The sequence below is a fragment of the Rothia mucilaginosa genome (genome assembly GCF_001548235.1).
GTDB classification, from domain to species: domain Bacteria; phylum Actinomycetota; class Actinomycetes; order Actinomycetales; family Micrococcaceae; genus Rothia; species Rothia mucilaginosa_B.
Genome location: NZ_AP014938.1, coordinates 841,537 through 856,032 on the forward strand (window position 1 = coordinate 841,537; position 14,496 = coordinate 856,032).

The 14,496-nt window shown below is 60.9% G+C and carries 7 protein-coding genes; 3 read left to right on the plus strand and 4 right to left on the minus strand.

Going from position 1 to position 14,496, the window contains the following annotated elements:
• The first annotated feature begins 29 nt into the window (after positions 1 to 29).
• Positions 30 to 713 (plus strand): hypothetical protein, encoded by a 684-nt coding sequence (locus RM6536_RS03240; protein WP_060824023.1) that lies wholly within the window; start codon positions 30 to 32, stop codon positions 711 to 713.
• Positions 714 to 779: 66 nt separating this feature from the next.
• Here the strand turns inward: RM6536_RS03240 and RM6536_RS03245 are convergent, their stop codons facing one another.
• The 4 genes from RM6536_RS03245 to RM6536_RS03260 form a co-directional block, all read right to left on the minus strand.
• Positions 780 to 1,817, minus strand: a complete 1,038-nt coding sequence (locus RM6536_RS03245) for a magnesium and cobalt transport protein CorA (RefSeq protein WP_060824024.1) — start codon at positions 1,815 to 1,817, stop codon at positions 780 to 782.
• Positions 1,818 to 1,985: 168 nt separating this feature from the next.
• On the minus strand, positions 1,986 to 3,278 hold the full coding sequence (locus RM6536_RS03250; RefSeq protein WP_049338292.1) for an adenylosuccinate synthase: 1,293 nt from the start codon (positions 3,276 to 3,278) through the stop codon (positions 1,986 to 1,988).
• Between the two features lie 236 nt (positions 3,279 to 3,514).
• Positions 3,515 to 3,982 (minus strand): DUF4870 domain-containing protein, encoded by a 468-nt coding sequence (locus tag RM6536_RS03255; RefSeq protein WP_060824025.1) that lies wholly within the window; start codon positions 3,980 to 3,982, stop codon positions 3,515 to 3,517.
• Positions 3,983 to 4,277: 295 nt separating this feature from the next.
• Complete coding sequence (locus RM6536_RS03260; RefSeq protein WP_060824026.1) at positions 4,278 to 5,483, minus strand: hypothetical protein; 1,206 nt, start codon at positions 5,481 to 5,483, stop codon at positions 4,278 to 4,280.
• A 536-nt stretch (positions 5,484 to 6,019) separates the two neighbouring features.
• On the opposite strand from RM6536_RS03260, the gene RM6536_RS03265 reads away from it, so the two are divergent.
• Positions 6,020 to 9,967, plus strand: a complete 3,948-nt coding sequence (locus RM6536_RS03265; protein ID WP_145974235.1) for a S8 family serine peptidase — start codon at positions 6,020 to 6,022, stop codon at positions 9,965 to 9,967.
• A 245-nt stretch (positions 9,968 to 10,212) separates the two neighbouring features.
• Complete coding sequence (locus RM6536_RS03270) at positions 10,213 to 14,199, plus strand: S8 family serine peptidase (RefSeq protein WP_060824028.1); 3,987 nt, start codon at positions 10,213 to 10,215, stop codon at positions 14,197 to 14,199.
• Positions 14,200 to 14,496: the final 297 nt, after the last annotated feature.

Here is a 14,496-nt window from a genome sequence, read left to right on the forward strand (position 1 = left end):
TTGATTCAGCATCTACGGAAGGAACGGTCATGGACAACACCACTCACGAGAGCCAGTACGCAAACGCAGAGATTTCCTGCACCGCCGATGAGCAGCTGTGCCGTGATGCAGAGTTCAACCTACTGATGCAGGCGGGCACCATCGTTCGTATGGAGCGTTTCAATGTGGATGAGCTCCGCGGCGTTCTGGAACAGCTGGTGGCTGACGGTTCGTGCTTCCGCACCGCGCCGGCGTCCTCGACTATGGGCCGCGTGATGCGTCACCTGACTCAGGGTGCTTCCGGTTACGAGGCGAACCTGGCTGAGCTGCGTGCGGCGGCGCAGAACGCTCTGCTGTTCGTATTCCCCCTGGAGAAGGACCTGGAGATGTGCCTGCGCTTTGAGCGTGTGCAGAGTACCGGCCTGGCGTTGACTCGCCTGGGCGTGAGCCCGGTCAATGGTGACCTGTGGACTCAGCACTGGGCGATGCGCGCGCTGGAGTGCACCGGCGGCGTGTTTGCGGTGGAGTCCGCTCCGGGTGCCTGCAATTTTGAGCTGCGCCGTGAGATGTTCTACGCGATGCTGTCGCTGGTTGAGCTGTCGACTTTGGGTCTGTCGGCTGAGCCGGAGGACTTCTACATGTTTGCCGATTCGGAGGCTGTGTGTAAGAAGTTCAAGCGTGAGCGTCGTGATTGCCGCCGCGCAATGCGTGCCCAGTACGACCGCGCCGCGTAAGGCATGTGTGTATGCCCTACGCGGCATACGCGTTTAAAGGCCTAGCCAGTGGCGTTTTGTGGACTGTTAGAGCCACTTATTCTTCTTGAAGAACCAGTAGAGGAGCAGACAGGAACCCACCATGAGCAGCAGCGCGGCGGGGTAGCCGAACTCCCATTTGAGTTCGGGCATGACCTCAAAGTTCATACCGTACACGGAGCCAACAATGGTGGGCACCATGAGCAGCGCCGCATACGCGGAGATTTTCTTGGTGTCGTCGTTCTGCTGCTGGCCGAGCAGGGTGTCGTGCACTCGCAGGGCGTTTTGGAGTGAGCTGCGAAGGTCTTCGAGGCGTTCTTTTGTCTGTGTTACGTGGTCGAGCACGTTGCGGAATTGCCGGGCGAGCTCGACCGCTTCTTCGTTCTTTTCTTCGTCGGATGCGCCGGGGTAGGGTGAGGGGTCGAGCGCGCCGGTGCGTATGCCTTCGATGATTCGGCCGATCATGGATTCGAGGGGTCGGCAGGCACGCTGGAAGTCGATGACCTGGTTGAGCAGTTCGTAGATACGCTGTGCGAGGGAGTTGGCCTCTCGCCGCTCGCTGGTGGAGAAGAGGATGTCTTCGATTTCGTCGTTGTCGTTTTCGAGGCCGTCGAGCACGGGTGCGTACCCGTCGACGGTGCTGTCGAGGATGCGGTGCAACAGTCGGGCGGGGGATGCGTCGGGGGTAGCGTAGAGCAGGTTGAACTGGTCGTTGATGTTGCGGTCACTGCGCTGTTCGTCGCGGACGAGTGCGAGGGTGTAGCGGGGGCCGGTGAAGAGGTGCAGTTCGCTCAGGCGCACTTCTTCTTCTTTGTCGAGGTAGATGGCGGGGCGGATGACGGTGAAGAGGGAGTCGCCGTATCGTTCTAGTTTGGCGCGCTGGTGGCCTCGTCCGGCGTCTTCGATGGCGAGTTCGTGCAGGTTGAAGGTTTCTTGTAGCCTGTGCAGTTCATGGATGCCGGTGTTGGCGTATCCGAGGGCTACGGCGGTGTTGGGCTGCTGGTAGGCGTTGAGGGTTTCTTCTTCGGGTGCGCCTACGCGGATGCGGTCGCCGCTGGGGTAGATGGCTCCGGTGATATAAGTCATCGTTGTGCTCCTCTGAACGCTTTGGCGCCGCGTGTGCGGGGCGCTCTTTCCAGCATACGGGATGCGCCCCGTCCGGTCACATGCACCGCGCGCACCCGGCATACAAAAAGCCCCCGGCGGGCACTTATAAGGTACCCTCCGAGGGCTTTCGCGATTTAGCTATTGCGCTTAGTCTTCGTTGATGAGGTCGCGGACCACAATGGTCTGGTCGCGGTCCGGGCCCACACCAATCGCGGAGATACGGCAGCCGGAAATCTCTTCCAGCTTCAGCACGTACTTGCGGGCGTTCTCGGGCAGCTCATCCAGGCTCTTCGCATCCGAAATGTTCTCGGTCCAGCCGTCGTAGTACTCGAAAATCGGCTTAGCGTGGTGGAACTCGGTCTGAGTCATGGGCATCTCGTCGTGGCGCACACCGTCAACGTCGTAAGCCACGCAGACCGGGATCTTATCCAGGCCGGTCAGAACGTCCAGCTTGGTGATGAACAGGTCGGTGAAGCCGTTGATGCGCACAGCCTGACGCGCCAGCACGGCGTCGTACCAGCCACAACGACGCGGGCGGCCAGTGTTCACACCGAACTCGCCGCCGGTGGTGCGCAGGAACTCGCCCATCTCATCGAACAGCTCGGTCGGGAAGGGGCCAGCACCCACGCGGGTGGTGTACGCCTTCTGAATACCGATCACGCGGGAGATACGGGTCGGGCCCACACCCGAACCGACGCACGCGCCGCCGGAGGTCGGGTTGGAGGAGGTCACGAACGGGTAGGTGCCGTGGTCAACGTCCAGGAAGGTTGCCTGGCCGCCCTCCATCAGCAGGGTCTTACCCTCGTCCAGTGCCTTGTTCAGCAGCTGGGTGGTGTCCACAATCATCGGCTTCAGACGCTCAGCGTACGACATGAAGTACTCGACGATCTCGTCGACCTCAACGTGGCGGCGGTTGTAGACCTTCACCAGCAGTTCGTTCTTCTGGCGCAGTGCGCCTTCAACCTTCTGACGCAGGATCGACTCGTCCAGGATGTCCTGGACACGCACGCCGAGGCGGCCAACCTTATCCATGTAGGCGGGGCCGATACCGCGGCCGGTGGTGCCGATAGCGCGCTTGCCGAGGAAACGCTCAGTCACCTTGTCCATGGTCTGGTGGTAGGGTGCGACCAGGTGTGCGTTAGCGGAAATCTTCAGGCGGGAGGTGTCAGCGCCGCGGGCCTCAAGGCCGTCAATCTCAGCGAACAGAGCCTCAGGGTTAACAACCACGCCGTTACCAATCACGGGGACGGCGTTATCGCTCAGAATACCCGCGGGCAGCAGCTTCAGCTCAAACTTTTGGCCGTTCACCACCACGGTGTGACCGGCGTTGTTACCGCCGTTGGGCTTGACCACGTAGTCTACGCGGGGGCCGAGCAGGTCGGTTGCCTTACCCTTACCCTCATCGCCCCACTGGGCGCCCACAATCACGACAGCTGACATTTTTGTGCTCCTTGAAAGCCTTGAAGATACGCACCGGATTTCACGGCGCGGCGGCGACCTACCGCCTCATGATCCTGGTAGGCACACCTCTTCTAATGATACCGTGCCCGCCCCTTTAAGTCCCGTGTTACGGGGCGGTAGGCATGCCGGATCCGGTGCCGGTGAGCCTCACCGGGCACGGCAACGCCCCCATCCGATATTCGGACGGGGGCGCTACCGGTATGAGCTGATGAAGACTACTTGATGATCTCGATGAAGGTCATCGGGTAGGTGTACTGCTCACCGCGGTTCGCGGCCATAGCAGCCAGGCTGTGGAAGATAACCATCAAGATAGCCACAACCAGCGGGACAACCCACAGGATGATACCCAGGATGCCGAAAGACACCACCATCAGCAGCCAGGAAGCCATGCTGACGAGCCACAGGGAGAAGTTGAAGTTGAACGCGCGGCGGGCTGCTTCCTTAGTGAAACCGTAACCGGGCTTGTCCTTGTAGATGAACCACATGACCAGCGGCGCGAGAATACTTGCGGATGCGAAGGACAGCAGAGACAGAATCGCAGAAGCCAGGTGCGCGAGCATCGCCATGTTCTGGTCGTCCTTGGAGGAGACTACGTAACCGTTGGGCTGACCCGGCGCCTGCGAGTAGGAGGGTGCCTGCTGGGAGTACTGGTTGTACTGTTCAGGGTTCGGGTTCTGGGACATCGTTCTTTTCCTAATCTATCGATGAGTGGATACAGCTAATCGTTGAGGCGCGGCTAATCATTGAGGTGCGGCGGCAGGCTAACTCACCGTTTTCGGCGGGTGCCCGCCCCACTCTACCAGGTCGCAACGCTCGTGATGGTTTCACCCTATCAAGGCAAGGTAAATGGAATATTAACCCTCGCCGGACAACAGGCGAAGAAACCCGAATATGACAAGAAAAGAGACGCCCCTGCCCCTCCACACGGTCATATGTGCGTGGAGGGGCAGGGCGTTATACGGTGTGGGTTGGCCGAGGTTAGCCCTGTTTCTCTGCACCGGGTGAACCAGGATGCGCGGCGGGCTTATGTAGTGCGGCAGACTCGCGCTGTGCGGCAGGCTCATGCTGTGCTGCAGACTCGCGTAGCTTTGCGCGTTCCTGCCTTTTCAGCGCCTCATACTCATCGAAAAAACCCTGTTTCTTCGTGTAGCCGTTGATGCCCGTGTAGTCGTCCGGCAGGCGGTTGTACACCAGGTAGTACCAGAACTCGGCATGTACCGTCTTTGTTTTCTGGATGAGTTCCCTCAGCCGGTTCTTATGCTTCACCGCCTGAACAATACCCACAATCCATAGGATCGGCACCACAAAGAATGAGCCCATACCGATAGTGATGAAGAAGAGCAGCATCGACATGCCGGCGCTACTATCGAACATGCTCACCAAAGGAACCAGCACAAACGGGTTCAGTATCAGTAGGACAACAAGCACGGTCTTCCAGAAGGTGCGCTGACTCTCGATCTCTTCAATGTTGAAGCCAGCCAACGGATTATTGATGGGGACGTAGCCCACCGGTTGCAGCTCGGCTGCTCGTGAAGTGGGGTTCTCCTCAATCTTGACCGGGTTCAGGTGGGTAGCGCACGCCTGCATGGGCGCGGAGGATTCAAGCGAGCGGTCCAGCAGGCGCATTTCGATAAGTTCCGAGTCGGGGATGCCGAAGAACGGCTCAGGAATAACCGGCAGAATAGCGCCCGGTTGCAGACCGAGGTGTTCCAGCCGAACGTACTCGCCGTAGGCGTGCGTTGCCTGATTCTGCATAGCCTGAGCCTGCTCTTGCTGAGGCTGTTCAGTGGAGGCGAGTGCTACCGGGTGGTTCGCCTTATCGTCCTTGCGGGATTCGCGAGTGTCTTCCGGGGTATCTTCTGATGCGTCTTCCGGCTCTTCGATGTCGTCGGTGTCATGAGAGTCTTCGGGTTCGTCTTCTGAGTCTTTCCGCGCGGAGTCGTAGCGCTTGGGGGCACCCGGGTAAACGTACTCATAATCGGGGTCCGGGTGCTGGTCGGGGCGCTCTAGCTCTTCGTCTTCGTCGTCGGATTCTTGGTGGAGCGTAGCGTCTTCATTTTTCTGCGTCTGCTCGCCCATGAGTAGCGTCATGTATTCCGGGACGGACTGGTCGGTGTCCCAGAGGGGCTGGTACGCCTCATCCTTCTGTGCAGCTTCTATCTTTTCAGTGGGGTGCTCTGCCATGGTTGTCTCCTTCGCTTACCAGACATACTCCTCGGGGCACCACCGTACCAGCGTGCGCTGGGCACTCCCTTGAAACCTACCTGATAAAAGCTGAGAAAAACCCCCGGACAAGCGCTAACACTGAAGTGTTAACACTGCCGGGGGTCAGCACTACGGGAGCTGGGGTATTCAGAGGAATCTTTTATGATGCGCCGCCCATATGTGAGTTCGGCGGCGCAGGCGCGGGAGTAGAATCCCCGACAGAGCGGGCACCGCAGAATCGGATGCAAATGAACTGCCTGAAAGACAGTACTGACGAATACGCCCACAATTTGATGCATTTAGAAGTAATAAACGCTTCACAAGCCATTTTGAGGTGTATCCTAGTTCACATCTAGTGTGTTCAAGTTCATCTAGAACCCACCAGAAAAAACACACCAGCCTCCCCCAACACTGTGGGAGCCAAGCAAAGGAGCACCGTGCAACACACCGCCTCCCCAAACCCCCGCGGCCGGTCACACCGACGCCGAATCGGCAGCGGGCTACTCACCCTCAGCATGGCGCTGAGCCCCCTCGCAGCACTGGGCACCACCGCCCACGCCGCAGAAGACCCCGACGCAGTCAAGCAGGTACTCAGCGAAAGCATGAAGAACGCCAGCGGCACCGTCACCGCCTTCGTCCGCTTCAAGGGTAAGGGCGCCTTTGAACAGACCCAGCCCGCAGGCGTACTCGCTGGCACGCAGGCACCCGTCAACCGGAGCTCGCAGGTGCAGGCCATCGCCTCCCAGGTGCAGAGCCAGGCACAGCAGGTCAGCAGCCAGTCCGGCGCGCAGGTCCTCTACACCACCCACAACGCAGTACGCGGCGTGGCAGTGCGCGGTGACGCCGAGTCCATCAAGGCACTCGCCAACCGCTCCGACGTAGAGAAAATCTCGCCCATCCTACCCAAGTACCGCCAGAACGCGGGCGCCGCCATTGACGCAGGCTCCCTCGCCACCTGGACCGGCACCACCAACCCCGCCGGCGCGGGCGGATACACCGGCAAGGGTGTGAAGATCGCCGTCATCGACTCCGGTATCGACTACACCCACACCGACTTCGGCGGTAGCGGCAAGCTCGAAGACTACGAGAAGGCATCCAAGCTCACCGAGCTGCCCTCCGCAGACTCCGGACTCATCAACCGCACCAAGGTTGCTGGCGGCTACGACCTCGTTGGTGATGCCTACGACGGCACCAACACCGCAACCCCCGACGGCAACCCGCTCGACTGCACCACCGGCGGCCACGGCACCCACGTGGCGGGCACCGCGGCAGGCTACGGCGTGAACGCCGACGGCAGCACCTTCACCGGCGACTACTCCAAGCTCACCGCAGAGCAGCTCAAGACCATGAAGATCGGCCCCGGCGTTGCCCCCGAGGCTGAAATCTACGCCTTCCGCGTCTTCGGTTGCAGCGGCAGCACCAACGTCGTCATTGAGGCGCTCGACCGCACCCTTGACCCCAACGGTGACGGCGACTTCTCCGACCGCGCGAACGTGGTCAACATGTCCCTCGGCGGCGAATTCTCCCCGCAGGACGACCCCGAAGCCTACGCCGTTGACGCGCTCACCCGCGCCGGCGTGCTCTCCGTGATCTCCGCGGGTAACGCCAACGACTACAGCCTGCGCGGCGACACCTACTCCAACTCCGGTCACCCCGCCACCGCAGCCAGCGCAATCACCGTGGCTAACGCCTACGGCTCCACCCGTGCCGTCGATGCGGCAGAGCTGACCGACCCCGCCACCGGCACCACCCGCAAGGTACGCGGCGACTACAGCGTCTCTTACCCCTGGGCACAGGCGGGTACCAAGGAATTCACCGGTGAACTCACCGCAATCTCCGAGAACAACCGTTACGCCTGCAACGCCCTCAGCGCCGACGAAGCGGCAGCCGTAAAGGGCAAGTGGGTGCTCATCGACTGGGCTGAAGCCGACGGTAGCCTCGCCTGCGGCTCCAAGGTGCGCTTCGACAACCTGGAGGCGGCAGGCGCCAAGGGCGTACTGCTTGCAGGCCATAACGAAGAGCCCGGTCTGGGTATTGCCGGTAACGACACCCTGCCCGGTTTCCGCCTGGCAGCATCCGCCGCTAAGGACCTGCGCGCACAGATCGCCGCAGCAGAAGCGGCAGGCAAGCCCCTGACCGTGCGCCTCGGCAACGACCTGAAGTCCTCCCTGCGCGTGGACACCGACAAGCTGGATCAGCTGAACCCCATGAGTGCCCGCGGCTTCCACGGCAGCTACGGCTACACCAAGCCCGACATTGCGGCACCCGGCTCGTACATCACCTCCGCGGCGGTAGCGACCGGTAACAACTCCGTGACCTTCAGCGGCACCTCCATGGCGGCACCCTACGTGACCGGCTCCGCCGCCCTGGTCATGCAGAGCCACCCGACCTACACCCCCGCACAGGTCAAGTCCGCCCTCATGAACACCGCCACCCACGATGTGCGCACCGAATCCGGTGCCGTATACGCGGTGGACCGCGTGGGCGCTGGACGAGTCGACACCCTCGCTGCCGTGCAGTCGAAGTCCCTCGTCTACAACGCTGACAAGAGCGGTACCGTGTCCCTGAGCTTCGGCGTGCTCGAGTACGCACCGGATGCAGGCGTTCAGACCCTCACCCGCGAGGTGACGGTTGAGAACACCGACTCCGTGGCGCACACCTATGCACTGTCCTACGCTGAAAGCACTAATATTCCCGGTGTGGAATATTCCTTCCCCTCCTCGGTCACCCTCGCACCCGGTGAGACTAAGAAGTTCGAACTGAGTGTGCGCATCGACCCGTCCAAGCTGGAGAAGACCCGCGACCCGGCAATGGACGTAACCCAGAACGCAACTGACTACTACACCGGCAACGAAACCGTTCCCGCACAGTACCGTCAGTACATTGCGAGCGCATCCGGCCGACTCGTCCTCACCGAAGACGGCACCAAGGCACTGCGCCTGCCCGTTCACGTAGCCCCCAAGCCCGTGAGCACCATGCACGCTGCCGAAGACACCGTCACCTTCACGCAGAAGCCCTCCAGCGATGAGGCTCAGAAGGCAGACACCGGCTGGACCAAGTCCCAGGTCTCGCTGCGCGGCACCGAAGTCAACCAGGGCGGCTACCGCTCCCTGCTCGGCGCTTTCGAGTACGGTGCGAGCGTGGACCGCGTTGCCCCCACCTCCCTGTCGCTGAACAGCAACGTTAAGGCGAACCTGCAGTACGTCGGTGCTTCCTCGGATGCGCCCGCACTGAAGGCCGCCGGCGGCAACGCCGATGACGGCACCCTGCGCTTCGGTATCTCCACCTGGGCGAACTGGGATGTTGTCTCCTACGAGAACACCTTCACCGTGGAGATTGACACCGACGGCAACAACCGCGCCGACTACAAGCTGGTCACCGACCGTGCTAAGGGCCTGGACTACCCGCTGGTTCGCCTCTACGGCTACAAGAACGGCAACCTCGTCGAGCTCGGCTACTACCCGCTCAACGGCGCCTGGGGTGACGTGGACACCAACATGATGGACACCAACACCCTCATCATGAGCGCACCCCTCAAGGACCTGGGCCTGACCAGCGCAAACAACCCGGACATTCAGTACCGAGTCAGCGCAACCACCCAGTACGAGTGGGGCAACGTCAGCGAAACCGGCTGGATCAAGTACCGCCCCTTCAGCCCCAAGCTGTGGTTCAGCGGCGACTCCTCCGCCGTGGCTGGCCTCCACCCGGATGCCCCCACCACCACCCTGACGGCGCACCGCTCCGCTGACGCGATCCCCGCGCTCGGTGAATCCGGCGCACCCGCCAAGGCGCTGCTGCTGCACCTGCACAACGGTACCGGCGACCTCTCCGGCACCAACGGCGCCAAGGGCAACCGCGCCGAGGTGCTGAGCATCAAGGAGCAGCAGACCGAGTACATTACTCCGTCCCGCTTCACCGATGTGAAGAGCGGCGACCAGTTCTACACCGAAATTTCTTGGCTGGCTCAGCGTCGCATCACCACCGGCTACCCGGACGGCACCTACCGCCCGCTGGAGTCCGTGGAACGTGGCGCAATGGCGGCGTTCTTCTACCGCATGCAGGGTTCCCCGCAGTTCACTGCCCCCTCCACTCCGAGCTTCAAGGACGTGCCCACCACGCACCCCTTCTACAAGGAGATTGAGTGGATGAAGGCTCAGGGCATCACCACCGGCTACTCGGACGGCACGTTCCGCCCCTCCGCACCGGTGAACCGTGACGCCATGGCTGCGTTCTTCTACCGTGCAGCGGGTTCCCCGCACGTGGACCTGCCCGCAACCAGCCACTTCAGCGATGTTTCCACCGATAACCAGTTCTACCGTGAAATCACGTGGCTGGCTTCGAAGGGCATCAGCACCGGCTGGCCGGACGGAACCTACCGCCCGGTGACTCCCATTGCCCGCGACGCAATGGCGGCGTTCATCTACCGCTACACCGAGAAGGTTGCTAACCAGGCCGGCCGCTAGGCGGTAGCTAACCGGTAGCGAACAGTTCGGGTCCTCTCCCGCCCCCTGCATGGGGTGGGAGGGGCACCTGGAACCGGCAGGCTCCGGGGCCTGAAGACCCCGGAACCTCTCAAGTTTTGGTGGCGGTTTCACCGGCGGACACGCTCACTCGTCGTCTGCCGGTGGGGCCGCCTCCGCACATCACCGATACACAACCACAGAGCACACAGCATTACCGAAAAATAGAAAATCCGAAGGAGGATTCCATGACAACGCCTCATGCGCCACGCCGCAGAATGAAGGCTGTCGGTGCGACCGGTTTGAGTGCGGCTCTTGCCCTTACTCTCGGCGTTCCCGCCACTTTCTCTGCAGCTCACGCTCAGAGCCCCCAGCAGGTCGAAGGAAGCACTGCGAGCGCATCCGGTAACGCTGCCTCGCGTATCAGCCCAGGCCTGCAGAAGGCTGAAGGCCAGATCACCGTGTATGTGCAGTTCAAGGGCAAGGGTGCGTATGAGCAGACCCAGTCCGCGGCTGTTCTAGCACGTAAGGAGGCGCCGGCGAACCGTCAGGCGCAGGTGCAGGCTATTGCAGCTCAGGTGCAGTCGCAGGCTCAGTCTGTGGCGACTGCTTCTGGCGCGAAGCTGATGTACACCACGCATAATGCGATGCGTGGTGCGGCGATTACTGGTGATGCTGCGCAGATTCGTGCGTTGGCGGAGCGCCCGGATGTGGAGCGTATTTCGCCGATTATCGCGAAGGAGCGTATGAACTCCGGCAGCGAGATTGATACGAAGACTCTTGCCACGTGGACTCGTGAGAATACGGGGTATACGGGTAAGGGCGTGAAGATTGCGGTTGTTGACTCTGGTGTTGACTATACGCACGCTGATTTTGGTGGCCCCGGTACGGTTGATTCGTATTTGAAGGCTAAGGCGATGACGGAGCTTCCGTCCGCTGATTCGGGTCTGATTGATCGTAATAAGTTCATTGGCGGCATTGACCTGGTCGGTGATGACTACAATGCATCGGTGGCTGAGAAGTCGACTCCGCAGCCGGATAATAACCCGCTGGATTGCCGCCCGGATGGTTTCGGTTCTGGCGGTCACGGCACGCACGTGGCGGGTACTGCCGCCGGTTATGGTGTGACGGCGAACGGTACGACTTACCGTGGCGATTACAAGAACCTGACGGAGGAGCAGCTGAAGGGCATGTCTATTGGCCCCGGTACTGCTCCTGAGGCTCAGATTCTGGCGATTCGTGTGTTCGGTTGCTACGGCAATTCGAGTGTTGTGATGAAGGCGCTTGATACCGTGATGGACCCGAATGGTGACGGTGATTTCTCTGACCGCGCCGACATTGTGAACCTGTCGCTCGGTGGCGAGTTCGCCCCGGCTGACGACCCTGAGTCGTACATGATTAATACGATGGCGCGCCAGGGTGTGTTCACTGTGGCTGCTGCCGGTAACGCCAATAACTACAACGGTGTGGGTGACACCTACTCCGATTCGGGTAGCCCCGCGAATGCGGCTGCGGCGCTGTCTGTGGCGAATGCTTACGGTTCGACTCAGCCGATTGACCGTGTCCGCGCGACCACGAAGACTGGTTTGGAGTGGTTGCAGGGTGATTATTCGGTGAACTTTGATTATTCGAAGGCGTCCGCTGATCAGCTGCGCGGCGAGGTTGTTGCCGCGCCGAAGCGTAACCGTTACGCTTGCGAGGCTTTCACCGCTGAAGAGGCGAAGGCTTTGAAGGGTAAGTGGGTTTACTTCGAGTGGGATCAGGACGATTTGACGTTCCCGTGCGGTTCGAAGGTGCGTTTCGATAACGTTCAGGCTGCCGGCGGTGTTGGCGTGGTGATGGCCGGTAAGGCTGAGCGCTACACGATCGGCATTGGTGGTAATGCGACTATTCCGGGTCTGCGTCTGACTGCTTCTTCGACGAAGGACCTGGAGAAGGCTCTGGCTGCCGGTCCGGTGACCGTTGAGATGAACCTGGACTACAAGGCTTCGGGCCGCGGTCCTCACTCGCACGCTTTTGATTTGAATTCCTCGAGCGCTCGCGGTCAGCACGGTTCTGATGGCTTCATTAAGCCTGACCTTGCGGCACCGGGTACTGAGATTGTCTCTGCCGCTGTGGGCACGGGTAATAAGGGTGTTTCCTTCACCGGTACCTCGATGGCAACCCCGCATGTGACCGGTATTGCTGCCCTGGTGATGCAGGCGCATCAGGATTACAACCCGCAGATGATTAAGGCTGCGCTGATGAACGGTGCGTCCACCCCGATTAAGAATGAGCAGGGTGCGCAGTACGCGGTGGATCGTGTGGGTACGGGCATGGTGAATGCTCGCGCCGCCGTGGACGCGAAGGTTATCGCGTACGATGCGAAGACCCCCGAGCGTGTTTCGACCGCGTTTGGCGTGCTGGAGTACACCCCCGATTCGGGTATTCAGACTGTCCAGCGTGAAATCGTGCTGGACAACACCGATTCGCAGGCTCACACCTACACCCTGAGCTACGAGGCAAGCACGACCATCCCGGGTGTGGAGTACTCCTACCCGCAGCAGGTGAGCGTGGGTGCCGGTGAGCGTAAGAGCGTGACCGTGACCGTGCGTATTGACCCGTCCAAGCTGGAGAAGACCATGGATCCGGCGATGAGCGCCGACCAGGTTGCTCAGGACTGGACGACCGGTAAGACTCTGGCTGCCGGTAAGCGCCAGTATATTGCGAGCGCTTCTGGTCGCCTGATTTTCTCTGAGAATGGTCGCGAGGCGATTCGCCAGTCGATTCACGTGGCACCGAAGCCTGTCTCGAAGATGCGCGTTGATGCGTCCCGTATTGATTACAAGGGTATTGCCGATAAGGAGTCCACGGTGACTCTGCGCGGTACGACCCTGAACCAGGGCGGTTACCGTTCGCTGCTGGGTGCGTTTGAGCTGGGTGCGGTCAGTGACCGTATTCCGTCCGGTCAGCTGAAGCTGCCGTCGAACCAGTCTGTTGACCTGCAGTATGTGGGTGCCGCCTCGGATGCACCGGCGTTGAAGGCTGCCGGCAAGAACCCGAACGATGGTTCTCTGTTCTTCGGTATTTCGACCTGGGGTACTTGGGACACTATGCACTGGGGACGTCAGGTGCAGGTGCAGATTGATACGAACAACGACTCCACCGCAGATTACGTTCTGGAGGTGACCCGCGAGAAGGGTCTGGACTACCCGCTGGTGAAGGTCTGGTCCATCTCCGGTGAGGCATCCACCGTGGTGGCTCGCTACCCGCTGAACAAGGCCTGGGGCGACACCGACACCAACATCATGGACACCAACACCATGATTCTGGGTGTGCCGCTGAAGGACCTGGGCCTGACCGCTGAGAAGGCTCAGACCATCAAGTACACGGTGCAGACCGACACCTGGTACAACGATGGCAACCCCTACGTGGACACCACCTCGGCTATCGAGTACTCCCCCTTCAACCCCGGTGTTTGGTTCACCGGTGAGGAGTCGGGCGTGCCCGGCCTGTTCGTGGACCGTGACGGCGGTCAGCTGACCGTTCACCGCAAGAACAACAACAAGGAGCGTCAGGCTCTGTTCCTGCACATGCACAACGCGACCGGTGACCTGAGCGGCCGTAAGACCGCTAACGGTGTTGCCGCTGGCGACCGTGCGCAGGTCGTGAAGGTGGCTCGCACCATCCAGGATGCACGCTTCACCGACGTTCCGTCGGATAACCAGTTCTACCGTGAAATCACGTGGATTGCTGCCCGTCAGATTGACCGCGGCTACCAGGACGGCACCTTCCGCCCGCTGAACAACATGGACCGCGGCACCATGGCTGCGTACTTCTACCGTATGAGCGGCTCGCCGCAGTACACCGCACCGTCTACCCCGAGCTTCTCGGATGTTCCGCTCAACCACCCCTACTACAAGGAGATTGAGTGGATGAAGGCTCAGGGCATCACGACCGGCTGGCCCGATGGTACGTACCGCCCGGAAGGTTCGGTGAACCGTGACGCGATGGCTGCGTTCTTCTACCGTTACGCGGGTTCGCCCGAGTACACTGCCCCCGCGCAGGCTCGTTTCACGGACGTTCCGACCGACAAGCAGTTCTACCGCGAGATTTCGTGGCTGGCTGAGCGGGGCGTGACCACCGGTTGGCCCGATGGTTCGTTCCGCCCCGTGGAGCCGGTGCACCGCGACGCTATGGCGGCGTTCGTGTACCGCTACAGCACGGGTGTGCTGAAGGAAAGCCCTGAAATCTAAGGGTTCGTAAGGTTCTACCGCTGTAGGTGCTACCTCAGCAGGTTTTACCGAGGGAGCCGTACCGTTGCAGTTTATCTGCGGCGGTGCGGCTCCCTTTTTTGTGGCCGGGCGCTTTCTATTGACGCGTAATGTTCCGTAATACGAATCTGACTAGGTTATATAAAGAATCGTTGAGACAATGAATGAAGGTTTCTTCACCAGGCGGCATGAACCTTGACGTTCACGCCGCATGGACACGCCATACGGACACACTGGAGGCGCACCGCAGACACACTGCAGACGCACCGTAGCACTCGC

Coding starts and splice junctions, on each gene's coding strand:
- RM6536_RS03250 (WP_049338292.1), bottom strand. CDS start 3,278: ATGTCAGCTGTCGTGATTGTGGGCGCCCAGTGGGGCGATGAGGGTAAG.
- RM6536_RS03265 (WP_145974235.1), top strand. CDS start 6,020: ATGGCGCTGAGCCCCCTCGCAGCACTGGGCACCACCGCCCACGCCGCA.
- RM6536_RS03260 (WP_060824026.1), bottom strand. CDS start 5,483: ATGGCAGAGCACCCCACTGAAAAGATAGAAGCTGCACAGAAGGATGAG.
- RM6536_RS03255 (WP_060824025.1), bottom strand. CDS start 3,982: ATGTCCCAGAACCCGAACCCTGAACAGTACAACCAGTACTCCCAGCAG.
- RM6536_RS03245 (WP_060824024.1), bottom strand. CDS start 1,817: ATGACTTATATCACCGGAGCCATCTACCCCAGCGGCGACCGCATCCGC.
- RM6536_RS03240 (WP_060824023.1), top strand. CDS start 30: ATGGACAACACCACTCACGAGAGCCAGTACGCAAACGCAGAGATTTCC.
- RM6536_RS03270 (WP_060824028.1), top strand. CDS start 10,213: ATGACAACGCCTCATGCGCCACGCCGCAGAATGAAGGCTGTCGGTGCG.